Genomic DNA, 24,088 nt, shown 5'->3' with positions numbered 1-24,088 from the left:
TCAGTCCTCCTGGTGGGAAAGGGCGGTGTCGCCGGTGACCTCGGCGAGGCGGGCGGCCACGATCGGTCCGATCTGGGCCAGCGAGCCCGGCTGGGTCATCCGGTCGTGGCGGGTGGTGATGTCGTGCGAGTCGATCCGACCGGTGACGTACGGGCGCCAGGTGCCGGCGCCGGCCGAGTCCTCGGTGCGGTCGATCGTGGAGTTGAACAGCAGCAGGTCCCCCTCGAACCGGCCGGGGGCGTGGGCGACCGCCAGCTCGGCATTGTTGATCATGATCCGGACGACGGCCTCGATGCGCCGTTCGTCCAGGTGCGCCAGGGCGCTGCCCCGACGGCGGAGGATCTCGGCGACCTCGGTGTAGGACAGCGGCCCCTCGCCCAGTTCGGCGGGGTCGCAGTCGAGGATGCCGACGAGCACGTCCCGCTCGGTGGGCACGGCGGAGTCGTCGAGCACCACGTCCTTGACCGGGTAGGCGTCGAGGGCCGCCAGCAGTTCGGTGCGCTCGCCGCGGGCCTGGAGCTCGCAGGCGATCGCGTGGGCGATCAGCCCGCCGGCGGACCAGCCGAGCAGCCGGTACGGGCCGTCGGCCTGGACCTTGCGGATCTGGTCGGCGTAGTCGGCCGCCATCTCCTCGTACGACGTCGGCAGGGCCTCTGCGTGCGCGAGACCACGTGCCTGGATCGCGTACACCGGGTACTCCGGGCCGATGTGGTTCAGCAGACCGGAGTAGGACCAGCTGATGCCGCCGCCGGGGTGGATGCAGAACAGCGGCGGGCGGGTGCCGGTGGACCGCAGGGGCAGCAGCACGTCGAAGGCGTCCTCGGCGTCGTCCATGGCCAGCCGGCTGGTCAGACCGGCCACGGTGGGGGCCTCGAACAGGGTGCGCAGGCCCACCGGGACGCCCAGCGTCTCGCGGATGCGCGAGACCAGGCGGGCGGCCAGCAGCGAGTGCCCCCCGAGATCGAAGAAGCTGTCGTCGAGGTGGACCTGCTCCCGGCCGAGGATCTCGGCGAACAGGGAGCACAGCAGCTGCTCCTGCGGGGTGCGCGGGCCTCGGCCGGCGCCCGTCGCCTCGGACTCGGGTGCGGGCAGCGCGGCCCGGTCCAGCTTGCCGTTGGCGGTCAGCGGCAGCGCGTCGAGGGTGACGAAGGCCGACGGCACCATGTACTCGGGCAGTTCGCGGCCGAGCCGGCGGGCGAGGCCGTCCGGCGCGGGCGCGCCCTCGGCGGCGGGCACCAGGTAGGCGACCAGGCGCTTGTCGCCCGGCCGGTCCTCGCGGGCGACGACGGCCGCCTGGGCCACGCCCGGGCAGGCGGCGAGGAGGGCCTCGACCTCGCCGGGCTCGATCCGGAACCCGCGCAGCTTGACCTGCTCGTCGGCGCGGCCGACGAACTCCAGGACACCGCCGGGCAGCCACCGGACGAGGTCCCCGGTGCGGTACATGCGCTGCCCTTCGGGCCCGTACGGGTTCGCGACGAACCGCTCCGCGGTCAGGCCGGGCCGGGCCGGGTAGCCCCGGGCCACGCCCGCCCCGGCGAGGTACAGCTCGCCGGCCACGCCCGGCGGCACCGGTCGCAGCCCCGCGTCGAGCACGTAGACCCGCATGTTCGCCATCGGCCGGCCGAGCGGAAGGGCGCGGGCGAGGTCGGGCGGTGTGCTCAAGGGTTGGGACATCGCGAAGGTGGTGGTCTCGGTCGGCCCGTAGACGTGGACCACCGCGGTCCCCGGGCACGCCCCCATCACCCTGGCGACCGCGGCCGGCGACACCACGTCGCCGCCCGTCCACACCTCGCGCACCCCCGTGAAGCAGTCCGGCTGCTGCTCGGCCACCAGCTGGAACAGCCCGACCGTCAGGAACAGCCCCGTGACGTCGTGCCGGCTGATGGTCCGCGCCAGCGTGCCGACCTCCAGCTGGCCGGCCGGCGCGACGACGACCCGACCGCCACCGAGCAGCGGCGTCCACATCTCGTAGGTCGAGGCGTCGAAGGCGGTCGGGGAGTGCATCAGGACGCGCCGATGACTGCCGTTCGCCCAGCACGGGTCCAACGCCAAGCTCGCGACGTCCCGGTGGGTCACCCCGATGCCCTTCGGCCGGCCGGTCGAGCCGGAGGTGTACATCACGTACGCCAACTGCCGTGGATCGCACGGGATCTGCGGGTCGGATCCGTCGGGCTCGGCCTGGCTCAGCGCGGTCAGCACGTCCTCGGTGAGCACCAGGGCCGCGCCGGTCTCCCGGAGGATCAGGTCGATCCGGGAGGACGGGAACCGCGGATCGAGCGGGACGTACGCGCCGCCGGCCTTGACGATCGCCAGGATCGCGACGACGAGGTCCGCCGAGCGCTCCAGCAGCACCGCGACCGGGGTCTCCGGCCGCACGCCCTGGCCGATCAGGGCCCGGGCCAGGCGGTTGGCCCGCCCGTCGAGCTCCCGGTAGGTCAGTTCGGCGCCGTCCGCGACGACCGCGACCGCGTCCGGCGTGGCCCGCACCCGGCGGGCGAACAGCTCCGGCAGGGCGGCCTCGGGCAGTTCGGCGTCGGTCCGGTTGAACTCGACCAGCAGTTCGCGGCGTTCCTCGCCGGACAGCAGGTCGAGCCGGCCGATCGGCTGGTCCGGCTCGGCGGCGGCCGCGCGCAGCAGCCGCACCCAGCGGGCGAACAGCAGCTCCACGGTGGCCGGGTCGAACAGGTCGGTCGCGTACTCGACCGCGCCGAGCACGCCGGCCGGGCTGCCGTCCGGGCCGTACTGCTCGGCCAGGCTGACGGTCAGGTCGACGCGGGCGGTGCCGGTGGGGGCCTCCAGGTGGGCGGTCTCCAGGCCCGGCAGGGTGAACTCCCCCGCCGGGGCGTTCTGCAGGCCGAGCATGACCTGGAACAGCGGGTGGTGGGCCAGCGACCGGGTGGGGTTGACGGCCTCGACCAGGTACTCGAACGGCACGTCCTGGTGGGCGTAGGCGGCCAGCGCCTTCTGCCGCACCCGGCCGACGAGTTCGGCGAAGCCCGGGTCGCCTGCGGTATCGGTGCGCAGCACCAGCGTGTTGACGAAGAACCCGACGAGATCGTCCAGCGCCTGGTCGGTGCGTCCGGCGATGGGGCTGCCGATCGGGATGTCGGTGCCGGCGCCGAGCCGGGTGAGCAGGGCGGCGAGGCCGGCCTGGAGCACCATGAACATGCTGGCGCCGTGCGCGGTGGCGAGGGCCCGCAGGTCCTGGTGCAGGTCCTCGTCGAGCCGGACCTCGATCCGGCCGCCGCGCTGGGAGGCCTCGGCCGGCCGGGGCCGGTCCGCGGGCAGCCGCACCTGGTCCGGCAGGCCCGCCAGCTCCTCCTTCCAGTAGCCGAGCTGCCGGGTGAACAGGCTGCCCCGGTCGGCGGCCTCGCCGAGCAGGTCGCGCTGCCACAGGGTGTAGTCGGCGTACTGGACCGACAGCGGGGACCACTGCGGTGCCCCGCCCTGGCAGCGGGCCGCGTAGGCGGTGGCCAGGTCCCTGGAGAGCGGGCCCATCGACCAGCCGTCGGCGGCGATGTGGTGCACCACGACGAGCAGGACGTGCCGCCCGGGGGCGAGCGCGTAGAGCTCCGCCCGGATCGGCGGCTCGGCGGCCAGGTCGAAGCCGCGCCGGGCCGCCTCGGCGAGCCGGTCGGCCAGCCGGCTCTCGTCGAGCTCGACCACCGGCAGCGGCGGGTGCGCCTCGTCCGCGCCCAGCACCTGCTGGTGGGGCGCCCCGTCCGTCTCCCGCAGGACGGTGCGCAGGCTCTCGTGCCGGGCGACCACGTCCGCCAGCGCTGCGGCCAGCGCCTCCCGGTCGAGGTCGCCGGTCAGCCGCAGGGCGAGCGGCATGTTGTAGGTGGCGCTCGGCCCGTCCATGCGGTGCAGGAACCACAGGCGGCGCTGGGCGAAGGACAGCGGGAGCCGGTCGGGGCGCGGGCGGGCGGTCAACGCGGGCCGCTCGGTGACGGACCCGTCGAGGCGGCCCGCCAGGGCGGCCACGGTCGGGTGCTCGAACAGCGTCCGGATCTCCAGTTCGGCGCCGAGGACGGCCCGGACCCGGGAGGCCAGGCGGGTCGCCAGCAGCGAGTGGCCGCCGAGGTCGAAGAAGCTGTCCTCGACGCCGACGTGGGGCAGGCCGAGCACGTCGGCGAAGAGTTCGGCGAGCAGCTGCTCCTGCGGGGTGCGCGGCGCCCGGCCGCCGGCGGCCGCCCCGAGGTCGGGGGCGGGCAGCGCGCGGCGGTCGAGCTTGCCGTTGGCGGTCAGCGGCAGCGCGTCCAGCACCACGAACGCCGACGGCACCAGGTAGTCGGGCAGCCGGGCGCCCAGCCAGCCCCGGAGTTCGGCGGCGAGGGCCGGGGCGCCGCGCTTTCCGGCCGGGCGGTTGGTGAGCGCGGACAGCGCCGCGCCCGCGCCCCGGGTGGGCCGGTACGCCTCGGCCGGGGCGTCGCCGGGTGTGCGGTCGGGTGCGCCGTCGGGTGCGCCGCCGAAGAGCACGTCCAGGGCGTCCGGGCCGGTGGCCGACCAGGTGACGGACACCCGGCGGCCGAGCGCGTCCCCGAGGGTGTGGAAGTCCTCGGGATCGGGCGCCGCGTCCTCCTGCGGGGCGCGCAGCCGCTCCAGCAGCGGCCCGAGCGGGAGGTCCTCCTCCTGCACGGCCCGGGCCAGGGCCGCCTCGCGGACCACGCGGCGGTTGGGTGCCCCGGTGATCCGGACCCGGCGGCCGTCGTGCCGTCCGAGGAGCTCGCACAGCTCCGGCAGGGCGGCCACGTCCCGGCCCCAGCGGAGTTCGACCGGCTCGTCGCCCTCCGCCGGGGCGGCGGGCCGCTTGCGCAGGGTGACGTCGTAGCGGTAGCGGGTCAGCTCGTTGTGGTGGCGGCCCCGCTTGACCTCCACGGCCACCGCGCCGACGTCCGCGCCGTTCTCCCGCAGGACGGTGAAGAAGTCCGGGTCGACCAGGAGCTCCTTCTCCACCAGCAGGGACTGCTCCACCGCGCGCCGCACGGCGGGCAGGTCGGCGCCGTCGGCGGCCCGGTGGAGTTGGACGGCGGTGGCCAGCGGGCGCAGCAGCCGCAGGTTGCGGACGTCGCCGACGAAGAGCGCGCCGCCGGGGGCGAGCAGCCCCATCAGCTTCCGGATCACGTCGGCGAGGTAGTCGGCGGACGGGAAGTACTGCACCACCGAGTTGATGACGATGGTGTCGAACTGCCCGACGGGCAGGCCGTCGGTGTCGTGCGCCGGGCGGGTGTGCAGCACGACGCGTCCGGCCAGCTGTTCCTGCCGGGCGACCTGGGTGGCCAGCGCGTCGATCGCGGTGGCGGAGAAGTCGGTCGCCCAGTAGGTCTCGCAGTGCGGCGCGATCTGCGAGAGCAGCAGACCGGTGCCGACGCCGACCTCCAGCACCCGGCGGGGGCGCAGGGCCAGGATGCGGGAGACGGTCGCGTCCCGCCATTCCCGCATCTGCTCGACGGGGATCGGGCTCGCGTCGTAACTGCTGTTCCAGCCGACGAAGTTCTGGCCGAAGGCGGTTTCCTCGGGGGTGATCGGCAGGGCGTCGTAGATGTCCCGCCACTCGCCCACGTGGTCGGCTTCGCGGCTGCCGTCGCGGCCGGTGTCCCGGCGCGGGACGACGTAGCCGATGAGCCGGTCGTCCTGGGCGAGGACGGCGGCCCGGGCGACGGCGGGGTGCTCGGCCAACGCCGACTCGATCTCTCCGGGCTCGACCCGGAAGCCGCGCACCTTCACCTGGTCGTCGGCGCGGCCGACGTACTCCAGCTGACCGTCGCCCAGCCAGCGCACCACGTCTCCGGTGCGGTACATCCGGCTGCCCGCCTCGAACGGGCAGGCGACGAAGCGGCCCGCCGTCAGGGACGGGCGGTTCAGGTAGCCGCGCGCCAGGCCCGCGCCGGCGACGTACAGCTCGCCGGGCACGCCGGGCGGCACCGGCCGCAGCCGCTCGTCCAGCACGTACACCCGCGCGTTGGCGATCGGCCGCCCGATCGGCGGCACGCCCGCCCCCGGGGACAGCGGGTCGCTCATCGTCGCGCACACCGTCGTCTCCGTCGGGCCGTACGCGTTGACCATCCGGCGCCCGGGCGCCCAGCGCGCCACCAGCTCCGGCGGGCACGCCTCGCCCGCCACCACCAGGGTCGACACCGTCACCGCGCCCTCCGGCACGGCCGCCAGGACCGACGGCGGCACGGTCACGTGGGTGACCGCGAGCCCCGGATCGGTCAGCGCGGCAACCGGCTCCGCCGCCGACGGCAGCACCAGGGCCGCGCCGCACAGCAGCGCGGTGAAGATCTCCGACACCGAGGCGTCGAAGCTGGGCGAAGCGAACTGAAGCACCCGGCTGTCGGGTTCGATCGCGAACCGCTCGATCTGGGCGGCGACCAGACTGGCCACACCGCCGTGGGAGACCACAACGCCCTTGGGGCGGCCGGTCGAACCCGAGGTGTAGATCACGTAGGCCGGGTGCCGGACATCGAGAGCGACCACGGGATCCGTGTCCGGCCACTCGGAGGCCTCGGCGGCCTCGGAGGCCTTGGCGACCAGCGCCGGATCGTCGACCACCAGCGCCGGGCGGGCGTCCTCCAGCATGTACGCGATCCGCGCCGCCGGGTACGACGGGTCCACCGGCAGGTACGCGGCACCGGCCTTCAGGACACCCAGGACGGCCACCACCGACTCCACCGAACGCGGCAGCGCCACCGCCACGACCTGCTCCGGCCCGACCCCACGGGCGATCAGCGCATGCGCGAACCGGTTCGCCCGGGAGTTCAGCTCGCGGTACGTCAACTCGGCACCACCGGACACCAGGGCGAGCGCGTCCGGCGTCGCCGCCACCTGTACCGCGAAGGCCTGCGGCACCGGCACGGCGGCCACCTCGCGGGCGGTCGCGTTGCCGCGCTCCAGCAGCCGGTTCCGCTCGTCGGAGTCGAGGAGGTCGATCCCCCCGATCGTCCGGTCCGGATCGGCGGTGACCGTCTCCAGCAGGAGCGTCCAGCGCCGGGCGAGGGCGGCGACCGTGTCCCGGTCGAACAGGTCGGTGGCGTACTCGACCACGCCGACGATCCCGTCCGGGCTGCCGTCGGGGCCGAACCGCTCGCTCAGGTTGAAGCCGAGGTCGAACTTGGCCGTCCCGGTCGGCACGGCGAAGGCGGACACCTGGAGGCCGGGCAGCGTGAACTCGCCCATCGGCGCGTTCTGCACGGCGAGGATCGTCTGGAACAGCGGGTGGTGCGCGAGCGAGCGGGACGGGTTCAGCACCTCCACCAGGTGCTCGAACGGCACGTCCTGGTGGGCGTAGGCGGCGAGCGCGGTCTCCCGCACCCGCTCCAGCAGTTCGCCGAAGGTCGGGTCGCCGCTCGTGTCGGTGCGCAGCACCAGCGTGTTGACGAAGAACCCGACCAGGTCGTCCAGCGCCTCGTCGGTGCGGCCCGCGATCGGGCTGCCGATCGGGATGTCCGTCCCCGCGCCGAGCCGCGTGTACAACGCCGCCAGCGCCGCCTGCAGCACCATGAACAGGCTGCTCCCGGACCGCCGGGCCAACTCGGCCAGCCCCGCGTGCAGTTCGGGGGTCAGCTCAAGGCCGAAGGCGGCGCCCCGGTAGCCGGCGACGGCCGGCCGGGACCGGTCGGCGGGCAGCGGGATCCGCTCCGGAAGGCGGTCCAACTGCTCGGTCCAGTAGCGGAGTTGTCCGGCGAACCGGCTGTCCGGGTCCTCCGGGTCTCCGAGCAGCTCGCGCTGCCAGAGCGTGTAGTCGGCGTACTGCACCGGCAGGGCGTCGCGGTCCGCCGCGCGGCCCTGGCACCGGGCGGCGTAGGCCTCGGCGAGGTCGCGGGCGAGCGGGCCGGTGGACCAGCCGTCACCGGCGATGTGGTGCATGACCAGCAGTAGCACGTGCTCGTCGGTCTTCTCCGCGAGCGCGAACAGTTCGGCGCGCAGCGGCGGTTCCGCCGCGAGGTCGAAGGGGAGCCGTGCCGCGTGGGCGAGCCGTTGCGGCAGCTCGTCCTCCCGGGCTTCGGTCACCCGCACCCGGGGCCGGGCCGCTCCGGGGTCGAGGACCCGCTGGCACGGCACGGCGTCGAGCTCCGGGAAGACCGTCCGCAGGCTCTCGTGCCGGGCGACGACCTCGGCCAGCGCGTCCTCCAGCGCCTTGCGGTCCAGCGTTCCGGTCAGCCGCAGCGCCAGCGGGATGTGGTAGGCCGCGGCGGCTCCGTCCATCCGGTGCAGGAACCACAGGCGGCGCTGCGCGAACGACAGCGGTACCGTCTGCGGCCGCTCGTACGGCGCCAGTGCGGGCCGCGCCCGGTCGGCCTCGGTGAGCCGTGCCGCCAGGCCGGCCACCGTCGGCGCCTCGAAGAGCGCGCGCAGCCCGACCTCGGCCCCCAGGGCCGAACGGACGCGGGAGACCAGTCGGGTGGCCAGCAGCGAGTGCCCGCCCAGGTCGAAGAAGTCGTCGTCGACACCGACCTGGCCCCGGCCGAGCACCTCCGCGAACAGCTCGCACAGGATCTGCTCCTGCGGCGTCCGCGCCGCCCGACCGACCCCGACCGCACCCGCCTCCGGCGCAGGGACAGGCGCCGGCAGCGCCGCCCGGTCCAACTTCCCGTTCGGCGTCAGCGGCAGCCCCGCCAACACCACGAACACCGACGGCACCAGGTAGTCGGGCAGCCGCTCCCGCAGGTACGACGCCAGTACCGCCGGGCGAGCGTCGGCGCCGGGGCGCTGGGCCACGTAGCCGACGAGCCGGTCGCCGTCGGCGAGGACCGCGGCCTGGGCGACGGCGGGGTGCGCAGCCAGGGCCGCCTCGATCTCGCCGGGCTCGACCCGGAAGCCGCGCACCTTCACCTGCTGGTCCGCCCGGCCGACGTACTCCAACTCGCCGTCGGTCCGGCGGCGCACCACGTCCCCGGTGCGGTACATCCGGCTGCCCGCCTCGAACGGGCAGGCGACGAACCGACCCGCCGTCAGGCCCGGCCGGTTCAGGTAGCCGCGCGCCAGCCCCGGCCCCGCGACGTACAGCTCCCCCGCGACGCCCGGCGGCACCAGGCCCAGCCGCTCGTCCAGCACGTACACCCGGAAGCCCGCGACCGGCCGGCCGATCGGCGGCACGCCGGTGCCCGCCGCCAGCGGGTCGCTCATCGTCGCGCACACCGTCGTCTCCGTCGGGCCGTACGCATTGACCATCCGGCGCCCCGGGGCCCAGCGCGCCACCAGCTCCGGCGGGCAGGCCTCGCCCGCGACCACCAGGGTGGCGGCCGCGAGGTCGGCGCCGTCCAGCGCGGCCAGGGCCGAGGGCGGCAGGGTCACATGGGTGACGTCGAGCCGGCGGTCCGTCAGGGCCTCCAGCGGGGCCTCGGACGGGGCGAGCACGAGGGCGGCGCCCGTCAGCAGGGCGCTGCACAGGTCCCAGAACGACGCGTCGAAGCTGGGCGAGGCGAACTGGAGCACCCGGCTGCCCGCCGCCAGGCCGAGCCGCTCGACCTGCGCCGCCACCAGACCCGACACACCGCCGTGGGAGACCACAACGCCCTTGGGGCGGCCGGTCGAACCCGAGGTGTAGATCACGTAGGCCGGGTGCCGGACGTCGAGCGCGACCACCGGATCGGTGTCCGGCCAGGCGGACGCCTCGCACACCTCGCACACCTCGGCGACCAGCGCCGGATCGTCGACCACCAGTACCGGGCGGGCGTCCTCCAGCATGTACGCGATCCGCGCCGCCGGGTACGACGGGTCCACCGGCAGGTACGCGGCACCGGCCTTCAGGACACCCAGCACGGCCACCACCGACTCCACCGAACGCGGCAACGCCACCGCCACGACCTGCTCCGGACCGACCCCGCGGGCGATCAGCGCATGCGCGAACTGGCCTGCCCAGACATCAAGTTGACGATACGTCAGCTCTACTGTCCCGTCGGTCAGCGCGAGCGCGTCCGGCGTCGCCGCCACCTGCGCCGCGAACGCCTCCGGCAGGCTCACCCCGGCCACCCCGGGCTCGGCGGCGGGCAGGAGTTCCCCGCGCTCCCGCTCGTCCAGCAGGTCGATCGCACCGATCGGCCGGTCCGGATCGGCGGCGACCGCCGCCAGCAGCCTGGTCCAGCGGGCGACCAGGGCCTCGACCGTCCCCCGGTCGAAGAGGTCGGTGCTGTACTCGACCGCACCGGTCAGCCCGGCCGGCGTGCCGTCGGGCCCGCGGTTCTCCGCGAGGCCGAAGGTCAGGTCGACCCGCGAGGTCCCGGTCGGCACCGGCACCCCGGAGACCGTCAGCCCGGGCAGCTCGAAGTCGCCCATCGGCGCGTTCTGCAGGGCCAGTACGGTCTGGAAGAGCGGGTGGAGCGACATCGACCGCGCCGGGTTCAGCGCCTCCACCAGGTGCTCGAACGGCACGTCCTGGTGCGCGAAGGCCGACAGCGTCGTCTCCCGCACCCGGCCCAGCAGTTCGAGGAAGCTCGGGTCGCCGCTCGTGTCGGTGCGCAGCACCAGCGCGTTGACGAAGAACCCGACCAGCTCGTCCAGCGCCTCGTCGGTCCGGCCCGCGATCGGGCTGCCGATCGGGATGTCCGTCCCCGCACCGAGCCGGGTGAACAGCGCCGCCAGGCCCGCCTGGAGCACCATGAACAGACTGCTCCCGGACCGCCGGGCCAACTCGGCCAGCCCCGCGTGCAGTTCGGCGGGCAGCCGGATGTCCAGCAGGTCGCCGCCGTAGGTCATGACCGCCGGCCGGGGCCGGTCGACGGGCAGCGCGAGCTGCTCGGGAAGCCCGGCGAGCGCTTGGCTCCAGTAGCCGACCTGGCGGGCGAACGCGCTGTCCGCGTCGGACTCCTCGCCGAGGATCTCGTGCTGCCACACGGTGTAGTCCGCGTAGCTCACCGGCAGCGGCGCCCAGCCCGGGGCGTCGCCGCGCCGGCGGGCGGTGTACGCGGTCGCGAGGTCGCGGGAGAGCGGGCTCATCGACCAGCCGTCGCCGGCGATGTGGTGCAGGACGACGAGCAGGACGTGCTCGTCGGGGGCGAGCGTGAACAGCTGCGCCCGGACGGGCAGGTCCGCCGTCAGGTCGAAGGCGCGCACCGCCGCCTCGCTCAGCAGCCCCGGCAGCTCCGACTCGCCGGCCCGGCGCACCGGGATCCGGATGGTGGCCTCCGCGGCGCTCAGCACGCGCTGGCGCGGGACGCCCTCGGTGTGCGGGAACACCGTGCGCAGGCTCTCGTGCCGCGCCACCACGTCCGTCAGCGCTGCTCCCAGCGCCTCCTGGTCGAGGTCGCCGGTCAGCCGCAGCGCCAGCGGCATGTGGTAGGTCGCGCTGGGCGCCCCGAACTGGTGCAGGAACCACAGGCGGCGTTGCGCGAAGGACAGCGGGAGCGGTTCCCGGCGCGGCCGGGGCACCAGCGCCTGCCGTGCGGTGGCGGCGTCGTGCAGGCCGGCCGCGAGCCCGGCCGGTGTCGGCGTCCGGAACAGGCGGCGCAGCTCCAGCTCGACCCCGAGGGTCGCCCGGACCCGGGAGACCAGTCGGGTGGCCAGCAGCGAGTGCCCGCCCAGGTCGAAGAAGTCGTCGTCGACACCGACCTGGCCCCGGCCCAGCACCTCCGCGAACAGCTCGCACAGGATCTGCTCCTGCGGCGTCCGCGCCGCCCGACCGACCCCGACCGACCCCGCCTCCGGCGCCGGCAGCGCCGCCCGGTCCAACTTCCCGTTCGGCGTCAACGGCAGCGCCGCCAACACCACGAACACCGACGGCACCAGGTAGTCCGGGAGCCGCTCGCGCAGGTACGACGCCAGCACCGGCGCCGTGGTCCCGGTCTCGGCCGCGGGTACGACGTAGGCGACGATCCTGGTGTCGCCCGGCCGGTCCTCGCGGGCGAGCACCGCGACCTGGGCCACGCCGGGGTGGGCGGCCAGGGCCGCCTCGATCTCGCCGGGCTCGACCCGGAAGCCGCGCACCTTCACCTGGTGGTCCGCCCGGCCGGCGAACTCCAGCTCGCCGTCGGCGCGCCAGCGCACCAGGTCCCCGGTGCGGTACATCCGGTCGCCATCCGCCCCGAACGGGCAGGCGACGAACCGACCCGCCGTCAGGGACGGCCGGTTCAGGTAGCCGCGCGCCAGCCCGGCCCCGGCCAGGTACAGCTCGCCCGTGACGCCGGGGGCGACCGGCCGCAGGGCCGCATCCAGCACGTACGCCCGGCTGTTGGCGATCGGGCGGCCGATCGGCACCGGCAGCGGGCAGTCGGCGGGGTCGGCCGGCAGCGGGAAGGCGGTGATCACGTGGGTCTCGGCGGGGCCGTAGTGATTGTGCAGCACCCGGCCGGGCCCGCGGGCCTGGAGGCGCCGCAGGCCGCCGCCGAGGCGCATCGCCTCGCCGGCCTGCGCGATCAGCCGCAGGTCCGGCAGGTCCCGCCCGTGTTCCTCGGCCGCCTCCGCCAGTGCCTCGATCACCAGGTTGGGGGCGAAGAGCTCCGCCACCCGGTGGTGCTCCAGCCACCGGGCGAGGAGTTCGGCACTGCGGCGCTGCTCGTCGGTCGGCACCACCAGGGTCTTGCCGAACAGCAGCGCGGAGAGCATCTCCTGCACCGAGACGTCGAAGCTGAGCGCGGTGAACTGCGCGGTGCGCGTGCCCGTCCCGCCGCCGACGGCGCGGTGGTGCCAGTGCAGCAGGTTCGTCAGGGCGCCGGAGGGCATCACCACGCCCTTGGGCCGGCCGGTCGAGCCGGACGTGTAGATGACGTACGCCGGGTGCCGGGCGTCCGGTGCGACCAGCGGGTCGGTGTCCGGGTACGCCTCGGGCGCGTCGACGGCCGCGAGGTCGTCGAGCACCACGGCCGGCCGGGCGTCCTCCAGCATGTACGCGATGCGGGCCGCCGGGTAGTCCGGGTCGACCGGCAGGTACGCGGCGCCGGTCTTGAGCACCGCGAGGACGGCCACCACCAGCTCGGCCGAGCGCGGCAGCCGCAGAGCGACGATCTGCTCCGGCCCCACCCCGCGCCCGATGAGCGCGTGGGCCAGCCGGTTGGCGCGGGCGTTCAGCTCCCGGTAGGTGAGCACGGTGTCCTCGAACACCACCGCCTCGGCCGCCGGGGTGGCCCTGGCCTGCGCCTCGAACAGCGCGGCCGGGCCGGTGCCGGGATACGGGCACCCGGTGTCGTTGCGCCCGGCCAGCAGTTCGTGCCGTTCCTCGGCGGTGAGGACGTCGATCCGGCTCAGCGGCCGGTCCGGCTCGGCCGCCGCCACCGCGAGCAGCCGCAGCCAGCGGGCGAGCAGAGCCTCCACCGTGGCCCGGTCGAACAGGTCGGTGGCGTACTCGACGTGGCCGATGATGCCCTCCGGCGCCCCGCCGGTGCCGCCGCGCTCCAGCAGGTGGAAGGAGAGGTCGAACATCGCGGTGGGCGACTGCACCAGCACGATCTCGGTGGCCAGGCCGGGCAGTTCGAAGGCGGAGCGCGGCGCGTTCTGCAGCGCGAGCAGCGTCTGGAACAGCGGCTGACGGGCGAGCGAGCGGGCCGGGTTGAGGGCCTCGACCAGGTGCTCGAACGGCAGCTCCTGGTGGGCGTACGCGGCCAGCGCGGTGTCCCGGACGCGGCCGAGCAGCTCGGCGAAGGTCGGGTCCCCGCTCGTGTCGGTGCGCAGCACCAGCGTGTTGACGAAGAACCCGATCAGCTCGTCCAGCGCCTGGTCCGTCCGGCCCGCGATCAGGCTCCCGATGGGGATGTCCTCACCCGCACCCAGCTTGCCGAGCAGGGCCGAGAGCCCCGCCTGGAGCACCATGAACACGCTCGCGCCGCGCTCGCGGCCCAGGCGGACCAGCGCCTCGTGCAGTTCGGCGTCCAGCTCGACGGCGAGGTGTCCGCCCCGGCTGGAGAGCGCCGTGGGGCGGGGCCGGTCAGCGGGCAGCCGGATCTGCTCCGGCAGGCCGGCCAGCTGCCCGGTCCAGTAGTCCGCCTGCCGGGCGAACAGGCTCTCCGGGTCGGTGCGGTCCCCGAGCAGCCGGTCGTGCCACAGGGTGTAGTCGGCGTACTGCACCGGCAGGTCCGCCCAGGCCGGTTCCTCGCCGCGCAGCCGCGCCGCGTACGCGGTGGACAGGTCGGCGGACACCAGGCCCAGCGACCAGGCATCGCCCGCGATGTGGTGGATCACCACGAGCAGCACGTACGCGTCCGCCGCCAGTTCGAACAGTTCGGCGCGCACGGGCGGTTCGGCCGCCAGGTCGAATCCGCGGCCCACGGCCTCGGTCAGCGCCTGGGGCAGGCCCGCCTCGTCGGTCAAGGTGGCGGCCAGGTGCGGCCGGGCCGTCTCGGCGTCCAGGACCTGCTGGTACGGCACGCCGTCGGTCTGGGGGAAGGCCGTGCGCAGGCTCTCGTGGCGGGCGACGACGTCCCCGAGCGCCGCCCGCAGCGCGTCCTGGTCCAGGTCGCCGGTCAGGCGCCAGGCCAGCGGGATGTGGTACATCGCGCTGGCGCCCTCCAGCTGGTCGACGAACCACAGCCGCCGCTGCGCGTACGACAGCGGCACGCGGTCGGGCCGCTCCGCGCGGCCCAGGGCGAGCCGTGCCCGGCCGGCCCCGCCCAGGCCGGCGGCCAGCCCGGCCACCGTCGGGGTCTCGAACAGGCTGCGCAGCTCCAGCTCCACGCCCAGGGTCGCGCGCACGCGGGCCACCAGCCGGGTGGCGAGCAGGGAGTGCCCGCCGAGGGCGAAGAAGTCGTCGTCGGCGCCGACCTGGGACACCCCCAGCACCTCCGCGAACAGTCCGGCGAGGACGTGTTCCTGCGGGGTGTGCGGAGCCCGGCCGGCCGGGGCGCCGGTGGTGTCGGGCTCGGGCAGGGCGCGCCGGTCGAGCTTGCCGTTGCCGGTCAGCGGCAGGGCGTCGAGGGCGACGTACGCGGCCGGCACCATGTGGTCCGGCAGCCGCTCGCGCAGGTGGGCGCGGAGCTCGTCCGGCTCGGCGGCCGCCCCGGCCACGGGCACCAGGTAGGCGACCAGCCGGGTGTCGTCGGCGCGGTCCTGCCGGGCGACCACCGCGACCTGGCGGATCTGCGGGTGCTCCGCCAGGGCCGCCTCGATCTCGCCGAGCTCGATCCGGAAGCCGCGCACCTTCACCTGGTCGTCCGCCCGGCCCGCGTACTCCAGCGCGCTGTCCGCGCGTCGGCGCACGAGGTCCCCGCTGCGGTACATCCGGCTGCCCGCCGGCCCGTACGGGTCGGCGACGAAGCGGCCCGCCGTCAGGCCCGGCCGGTTCAGGTAGCCGCGCGCCAGACCGGCGCCCGCCACGTACAGCTCGCCGACGACCCCGGGGGGCACCGGCTGGAGGTACGCGTCGAGCACGTGGGCGCGCAGGTCGGGGATCGCGGTGCCGATGACGCTCGCCTGGCCGGAGGTGTGCGCGCCGTCCAGTTCCGCGTAGGTGACGTGCACGGTGGTCTCGGTGATGCCGTACATGTTGACCAGTCGCGGCGCGCCGTCCGGGTGCCGCTCGAACCAGGGCGCCAGGCGGGCGGGTTCCAGGGCCTCGCCGCCGAACACCACCGTGCGCAGGACGAGTTCGCGCGGGTGCTCGGCGTCGGCCTGCATCAGCTGGTAGAAGGCGGACGGCGTCTGGTTGAGCACTGTCACCCGCTCGCGGGCGAGGAGCTCCAGGAACCGCTCCGGTGCGCGGGTGACGTCGAACGGCACCACGACCAGTCGGCCGCCGTGCAGCAGCGGGCCCCAGATCTCCCACACCGAGAAGTCGAAGGCGTAGGAGTGGAAGAGCGTCCAGACGTCCTCGGCGGAGAAGCCGAACCAGTGCCGGGTGGCGTCGAACAGCCGCACCACGTTGCGGTGCGGGACCACCACGCCCTTGGGCTTCCCGGTGGATCCGGAGGTGTAGATGACGTAGGCGGCGCTGTCGGGCGCGACGGCGACCGCGGGGTCCGTGTCCGGCAGGCCGTCCAGATCGGCGGTGTCCAGCAGGAGCCGGTCGACCCCGTCCGCGCCCGGCAGGTCGCCGCTGCGGCGGTCCGTCAGGAGCAGCACGGGCCGGGCGTCGTCGAGCAGGTGGGCGATGCGGGCGGCCGGGTAGTCCGGGTCTACCGGGAGGTACGCGGCGCCGGTCTTGAGCACGGCGAGGACGGCGACCACCAGCTCGGCCGAGCGCGGCAGGGCCAGTGCCACCAGTTGCTCCGGCCCCACACCCCGGCCGATGAGCGCGTGCGCGAGCCGGTTGGCCCGGGCGTTCAGCTCCCGGTAGGTCAGGGTGTGGTCACCGCTCACCACGGCGACCGCGTCCGGCCGCTCCCGCGTCCTGGCCTCGAACAGCGCGGGCAGCCCGGTGGGCTCGGCCGTCTCCGCAGGTACCGGGCCCGGCAGCAGTGTGCGCCGCTCCTCGGCGGAGAGCAGGTCGAGCCGGCTGAGCCGTCGCCGGGGGTCGGCGACCGCCGCCGTGAGCAGGCGCACCCACCGCGCGATCACCGTCTCGACGGTCGCCCGGTCGTACAGGTCGCAGGCGTACTCGACGAATCCGTCGATCCCCTCGGGGGCGCCGTCCTCGGAGTGCCGCTCGGACATCGAGAAGATCAGGTCGAGCTTGGAGGTGGTCGTGGTCAGTTTGACCTCGCCGGTCTCCAGTCCGGGCGGGGCGAAGTCGGCCCTCGGGGCGTTCTGGAGCACCAGCATGACCTGGAACAGCGGGTGGTGGGACAGCGACCGGGCCGGGTTGAGGGCCTCGACCAGGTACTCGAACGGCAGCTCCTGGTGGGCGTAGCCGGCCAGCGCGGTGTCCCGGACGCGGCCGAGCAGCTCGGCGAAGGTCGGGTCCCCGCTCGTGTCGGTGCGCAGCACCAGCGTGTTGACGAAGAACCCGACCAGCTCGTCCAGCGCCTGGTCCGTCCGGCCCGCGATCAGACTGCCGACGGGGATGTCCTCGCCCGCGCCCAGCTTGCTGAGCAGGGCCGAGAGCCCCGCCTGGAGCACCATGAAGAGGCTGGTGCCGTGCGCGCGGGCGAGCTCGCGCAGGCCCTGGTGCAGCTGCGCGTCCAGTCCGGTGCGCACGAAGTCGCCCCGGTGCGAGGCCAGTGCGGGGCGGGGCCGGTCGGTGGGCAGCTGGAGCTGCTCCGGCAGGCCGGCGAGCTGCCCGGTCCAGTAGTCCGCCTGCCGGGCGAACAGGCTGTCCCGGTCGGCGGCGTCGCCCAGCAGCTCGTGCTGCCACAGCGTGTAGTCGGCGTACTGGACGGCCAGCGCCTCCCAGGACGGCTCCTCGCCTCGGCGGCGCGCCGCGTAGGCGGCGGTGAGGTTCTGCGCCAGCGGGCCGAGCGACCAGCCGTCGCCCGCGATGTGGTGGACCACCAGCAGCAGGACGTGCTCGTCCGGCGCCAGTTCGAACAGCTCGGTGTGCAGCGGCAGGTCCGTCCCCAGGTCGAACCGGCAGGCCAGCGCCGTGGCCAGGGCCGCGTCCAGCTCCGCTTCGGTGGTGCGGCGCAGGTGCAGCCGGGGGCGGGCCGCCACGACGTCCAGCACCTGCTGGTACGGCACGCCGTCCACGGCCGGGAAGAGCGTGCGCAGGCTCTCGTGCCGGGCCACCACGTCCGCCAGCGCCGCTGTGAGCGCCTCGCGGTCGAGCGGTCCGGTCAGCCGCCAGGCCAGCGGGACGTTGTAGTTGGCGCTGGCGCCCTCCAGCTGGTGCAGGAACCACAGCCGGCGCTGGGCGAACGACAGCGGGGTCTGCTCCGGGCGCGGGTAGGGCGCCAGGGCCAGCTGGGCGCGGCGGGCGCCGACGAGGGCGGCGGCCAGCGCGGCCGGGGTCGGGGATTCGAACAGGGTGCGCAGCTCCAGCTCGACCCCGAGGGTCGCGCGGACCCGGGCGGCCAGCCGGGTGGCGAGCAGGGAGTGCCCGCCGAGGTCGAAGAAGCTGTCCTCGACGCCGGCCTCGGCCACCCCGAGGACCTCGGCGAACAGCTCGCAGAGGATCTGCTCCTGCGGGGTGCGCGGTGCGCGGCCGGCTCCCGCTCCCGCCGAGACGAGTTCCGGTGCGGGCAGCGCCCGACGGTCGAGTTTGCCGTTGGTGGTCAGCGGCAGCGCGTCCAACTCGACGAACGCCGAGGGCACCATGTACTCCGGCAGCCGCTCGCGCAGGTACGCGCGCAGCTCGGCCGAGCGCGGGGCCGTGTCGGCGGCGGGCACCAGGTAGCCGACCAGGCGGGTGTCGTCGGCGCGGTCCTGCCGGGCGAGGACGGCGGCCTGGGCGACGCCGGGGTGCGCGGCCAGGGCCGCCTCGATCTCGCCGAGCTCGATCCGGAAGCCGCGGACCTTCACCTGCTGGTCGGCCCGGCCGACGAAGCTCAGGCTGCCTTCCGTGGTCCGGCGCACCACGTCGCCGCTGCGGTACATCCGGCTGCCCGCCGGCCCGTACGGGTCGGCGACGAACCGCCCGGCGGTCAGGCCCGGCCGGTTCAGGTAGCCGCGCGCCAGCCCGGCGCCCGCCACGTACAGCTCGCCCGCCACGCCCGGGGCCACCGGCCGCAGGTGGGGGTCCAGCACGTAGGCGCGCAGGTCGGGGATGGCGGCGCCGACCACGCTGGCCGCCCCCGCGGTCGCGGCCGAGCGGTCGAGCGCGGCGTAGGTGACGTGCACGGTGGTCTCGGTGATGCCGTACATGTTGACCAGCCGCGGCGCGTCGTCCGGGTGCCGTTCGTACCAGGGCGCCAGGCGGGCGGGTTCCAGGGCCTCGCCGCCGAACACGACGGTCCGCAGGGCGAGTTCGCGCGGGTTCTCGGCGTCGGCCTGCATCAGCTGGTAGAAGGCGGACGGCGTCTGGTTGAGCACCGTCACCCGCTCGCGGGCGAGGAGCTCCAGGAACCGGCCGGGCGAGCGGCTGGTCTCGTAGTCCACGACCACCAGCCGGCCGCCGTACAGCAGCGGGCCCCACAGTTCCCAGACCGAGAAGTCGAAGGCGTAGGAGTGGAAGAGCGTCCAGACGTCCTCGGCGGAGAAGTCGAACAGCGCCCGCGTGGTGCCGAACAGCCGCACCACGTTGCGGTGCGGGACCACCACGCCCTTGGGGTTGCCGGTGGAGCCCGAGGTGTAGATGACGTACGCCGGGTGGCCCGGGTCGACGGCGACGGCGGGGTCCGTGTCCGGCAGGCCGTCCAGGTCGGCGGTGTCCAGCAGGAGCCGGTCCACGGACTCCGCGCCGGGCAGGTCGCCGATCTGACGAGTCGTCAACAGCAGTGCGGGGCAGGCGTCCTGGAGCAGGTAGGAGATCCGGGCCGCCGGGTACTGCGGGTCCACCGGCAGGTACGCGGCGCCGGCCTTGAGGACGGCCAGGACGGCCACCACCAGCTCGGCCGAGCGCGGCAGCGCCAGGGCGACGAGCTGCTCCGGCCCCACACCCCGCTCGATCAGCGCGTGCGCGAGCCGGTTGGCCCGGGCGTTCAGCTCGCCGTACGTCAGCGCGGCCTCGCCGCACACCACCGCGACCGCCGCCGGGTCGGCCCGCACCCGCTCCTCGACGAGCGCGGTGATGGTGCTCTGCGGAGTGTCGTCCTCGGCACCCGCCGAGGACGGCAGCAGTTCGCGCAGCTCGTCCGGCGACAGCACGTCGATCCGGCCGATCCGGCGGCCCGGGTCGGCGGCCACGGCCCGCAGCAGACGCAGCCAGCGTTCGACGAGGTCCGCCGCGGTGGCCGCGTCGAAGAGGTCGGTGCTGTACTCCAGCACGCCCGACAGGCCGTCCTCGCCGGGCCGTTCGGTCAGGATGAAGGTCAGGTCGCACTTGGCGGTTCCGGTGGCGACCAGTTCGCTGGTCACCTGGAGCTCAGGCAGGTCGAAGGTGCCCGTGGGCGCGTTCTGCAGGGCGAGCATGGTCTGGAAGAGCGGGTGGTGGGCGAGCGACCTGGTCGGGTTCACCGCCTCCACCAGCTGCTCGAACGGCAGGTCCTGGTGGGCGTACGCGGCCAGCGCGCCGGCCCGGACCCGGCCCAGCAGTTCGGCGAAGGTCGGGTCGCCGGTCAGGTCGGTGCGCAGCACCAGGGTGTTGACGAAGAACCCGACCAGCTCGTCCACGGCCTCGTCGGTGCGCCCGGCGATCGGGGTGCCGATCGGTACGTCGGTGCCGGCGCCGAGCTTGCCGAGCAGGGCGGCCAGCCCGGCCTGGAGCACCATGAACAGGCTGGCGCCGCCGCCCCGGGCGAGCTCGCGCAGGCCCTGGTGCAGGTCGGCGTCGAGCCGGACCGGCAGTTGCGCTCCCCGGAAGGACATCGCGGCCGGCCGGGGCCGGTCGAAGGGCAGCTCGGTCTGTTCCGGCAGCCCCGCGAGCCGCTGCGACCAGGAGGCGAGCTGCCGGCTCTGGAGGCTGTCCGGGTCGCTCTCCGCGCCGAGCAGCTCCCGCTGCCACAGGGTGTAGTCGGCGTACTGGACGGGCAGTCGGGCCCACTCGGGCTTCCCGCCCGCCGCCCGTGCGGCGTACGCGGCGGTCAGGTCCCGCGCCAGCGGGCCCATCGACCAGCCGTCGCCCGCGATGTGGTGCACCACCAGCAGCAGCGCGTGCTCGTCCGCGCCCAGCTCGAACAGCTCGGTGCGCAGCGGGGGTTCGGCCGCCAGGTCGAAGCCGTGCCGGGCCGCCTCCGCCAGCCGCTGCGGCAGGTCGCCCGCGGCGACCGCGGTGACGCGCAGCCGGGGCCGGGCGGCGTCGGGGTCCAGCACCCGCTGGCACGGCTCGCCGTCGACCACCGGGAAGACGGTGCGCAGGCTCTCGTGCCGCTCGACGACGTCGGCCAGTGCGGCTTCCAGGGCCCGCCGGTCGAGGTGCCCGGACAGCCGCAGGGCCAGCGGCACGTTGTAGGTGGCGCCGGGCCCCTCCATGCTGTGCAGGAACCACAGCCGGCGCTGCGCGAAGGACAGCGGCACCGTGGCGGGCCGCTCGCGTCGCGACAGCGCGGGCCGCGCCCGGCCGGCCCGGTCCACGGCCGCCGCCAGGCCCGCGACGGTCGGCGCGTCGAACAGGTCGGCCAGGGCCAGCTCCACGCCGAGCACCGAGCGGGCCCGGGCGATCAGCCGGGTGGCCAGCAGTGAGTGCCCGCCGAGGTCGAAGAAGCTGTCGTCCGCCCCGACCCCGGACACGCCGAGGACGTCGGCGAAGAGGCCGGCGAGCACCTGCTCGGCCGCGCTGCGCGGGGCCCGTCCGGCGGTGGCCGGCGCCGGGCCGGGGGCCGGGAGCGCCCGGCGGTCGAGCTTGCCGGTGGGCGTCAGCGGGAGCCCGTCCAGCAGCACGAACGCGCCGGGCACCAGGTACTCCGGCAGCCGTTCGCGCAGGTGGGCGCGGAGCCCGTCCGGCTCGACCCGCTCCCCTGCGGTCGGGACGACGTAGGCGACCAGCCGGACTTCGTCCTCGGTCCGGGCCACCACGGCGCTCTGCGCGACCCGGGGGTGGGTGGCGAGCGCGGCCTCGACCTCGCCCGGCTCGACCCGGAAGCCCCGGATCTTCACCTGGTCGTCCGCCCGGCCGAGGAACTCCAGGTGGGCGTCCGCGCCCCACCGCACCCGGTCGCCGGTGCGGTACATGCGGGCGCCCGCCGGACCGTACGGGTCGGCGACGAACCGCCCGGCGGTCAGACCGGGCCGGTCGAGGTAGCCGCGGGCGAGGCCCGCACCGGCGATGTACAGCTCGCCCGGCACCCCGGTGGGCACCGGCCGCAGCGCGGTGTCCAGCACGTACAGCCGGGCGCCCGCGACGGGGCGGCCGATCACCGGGCGCGGGCTCGACGCCACCGGCGCGACGGCCGCGTCGACGGTGCACTCGGACGGCCCGTAGAAGTTGAAGCAGGCCACGCCGTCGGCGTCCCGCAGCTGCGCCCACAGCTGGTCGGGGACGGCCTCGCCGCCCGCCACGAGCACCGCCGGGCGGTGCTGCGCGTTGCTCAGCAGGCCGTGCGAGAGCAGGAGGTGCAGATAGGACGGGGTGGCGTTGACGAAGTCGATCCGGTGCCGCACGGCGTAGTCGACGAAGGCGTCCGGGTCCGCCCAGGTGTCCAGGCCGGGGAGGTGCAGCTGGTGTCCGGCGAAGAGGCCGAAGAGCTGGTCCCAGGAGGCGTCGAACGCCGCCGAGGTGGTCAGGGCCACCCGGGCACCGTCCCCGAGCAGCGGCTGGAACAGTTCCCGCCACTGGTGGACGAAGAGGTGCGCCAGGGCGCCGTGTGTCGACGCCACGCCCTTGGGCCGCCCGGTGGAGCCGGAGGTGTAGACGAGCTGGGCGGGGTGGCGCGGGTCGACGGCCACCGCGGGGTCCGCCGCCGGGCCGTCGGCGAGCCGGGCGGCGGTGGCCGGGTCGTCGAGCACCAGCCGCTCGGCGGGGCCGGATCCGGGCAGCCGGCCGGCGGTGCGGGCGTCGGTCACCAGCAGCACCGGCCGGGCGTCGTCGAGCAGGTACGTGATCCGGGCGGCCGGGTGCTCCGGATCCACCGGGAGGTAGGCCGCCCCGGTCTTCAGCACGGCCAGGATCGCCACCACCAGCGCGGCCGAGCGCGGCAGGGCCAGCGCCACCGACCGCTCGGGCCCGGCGCCCCGGGCGATCAGGGCGTGCGCCAGGCGGTTGGCGCGGGCGTCGAGTTCGGCGTACGTCAGCGTTTCCTCGCCGGACACCACGGCGACGGCGCCCGGCGTCTCGCGCACCCGGGCCCGGAAGTGCTCGGGCAGCAGGGCCGCGGGGGCTTCCGTCATGATGCCGGTGTCGGAACCGGAACCGTTGCTGGTGCCGAGGGCCAGCAGTTCACGCTGCTCGTCGGCCCCGACCAGGCCGATGCGGCCGAGCGGCTGCTGCGGGTCGCAGTCCGCGAGGGTGTCCAGCAGGGCGAGCAACCGCCGCTGGTGGGCGAGGAGTTCGTCCTCCGTGCACACCTGCGCGTAGGCCCCGAGCTCGATCCTCGGACCGTGCTCGTCGCGCCCGCCCACGGCCCAGACCGCCAAGTCGTTGGCGGAGGTGCCCAGGGGCGCGTACACCGTGGCGGGGTGCCCGGCGAAGCTCGGTTCGGAGTCGAAGGACATGATGTTGACGATCAGCGGGAACGCCGTCTCGATCGTGCCGGCCTGCCCGAGGTCCCGGAGCAGGTCCTCGCTGCGGTACCGCTGGTGCGCCAGCGCGGCGGCGACTTCCCGGTCCACCTGCTCGACCAGTTCCGACCACGGCAGGTCAGGCCGCACCGACAGACGCAGCGGCACGAGGTTCGACACCACGCCGGGCGTCGCCGCCAGCACCGGGTCGCCCACCCGGCCGGTGACGGGCAGGCCGAGCAGCACGTCCCGGTCCCCGGTCAGCCGGTGTGCGTACAGCGCGGTCGCCGCGAGCACGACCCGGGACCAGCGGACGCCCGTCCGCTGTGCCGCGGCGCGCAGCGCCTCGGGGCGCAACGCTCCGGCCGGCGGGGTGCGCCGGAACCGGGCGGACGGGCCGCCCGGCAGGCGGTCCGACAGCCGGGTCGGCGCGGGCCGGTCGGCGAACCGTCCGGTCCAGTAGGCACGGTCGGCGAGGTACTGCTCCGAGTCGCGGTAGGCCGCGTCACTGGCGACCAGCTCGTCCAGCGAGCCGAACGGGGACGGCGGCACCGGCCGCCCCTCGGCGAGCGCCGTGTACACCTGCGCCACCCGCCGGCCCACGGCGGAGTACCCGAACCCGTCCATCACCAGGTGGTGGTAGCTCTGGTAGAAGACGGACCGGTCCGGTGCCAGGGTGATCAGCGCGTAGCGGAACAGCGGGTCCCGGGCGAGGTCCAGCGGCCGGAGCCGGTCCCGGTCCATCCACTCCCGGGCCGCCGCGAGCGGCGCGGCCTCCCCGCTGACGTCGACCCGCGCGGGCTTCCACCGCGTGTGCGCGCGGACGACCTGGTGCGGGCCCTCGGCGCCGTCGACGAAGCGCACGTGCAGGGCGTCGACCTCGTCGACGACGCGGCGCAGCGCGGTCGCGAACAGGTCCGGGTCGACCGGCCCGTGGATCTCCAGGTACTCGCCGATGCGGTAGGCCGGAATCGCCGTGCGGGCCCGTTGTTCGGCCAGCCAGATCTCGCGCTGGGCCGCTGTCAGGGGAAGGGTGTCGCCGTCGCGACGGGACATGGGGGTACCTCCAGGAATGTGGGCAGGCGTGAGGGCGCGC

At 75.2% G+C, this 24,088-nt stretch carries 1 protein-coding gene; it reads right to left on the bottom strand.

Annotated elements, in window-relative coordinates:
- Complete coding sequence (locus AB0R04_RS33125; RefSeq protein WP_363377309.1) at positions 1-24,048, bottom strand: non-ribosomal peptide synthase/polyketide synthase; 24,048 nt, start codon at positions 24,046-24,048, stop codon at positions 1-3.
- Positions 24,049-24,088: the final 40 nt, after the last annotated feature.

Origin of the sequence: Kitasatospora sp. NPDC056731, from assembly GCF_040687675.1 — a bacterium.
Classification (GTDB): Bacteria; Actinomycetota; Actinomycetes; order Streptomycetales; family Streptomycetaceae; genus Kitasatospora.
This window is presented reverse-complemented; position numbering and strand designations above follow the sequence as displayed.

Excerpts from the sequence above, each read along its gene's own strand:
- AB0R04_RS33125 (WP_363377309.1), bottom strand. The coding sequence starts at position 24,048 with ATGTCCCGTCGCGACGGCGACACCCTTCCCCTGACAGCGGCCCAGCGC.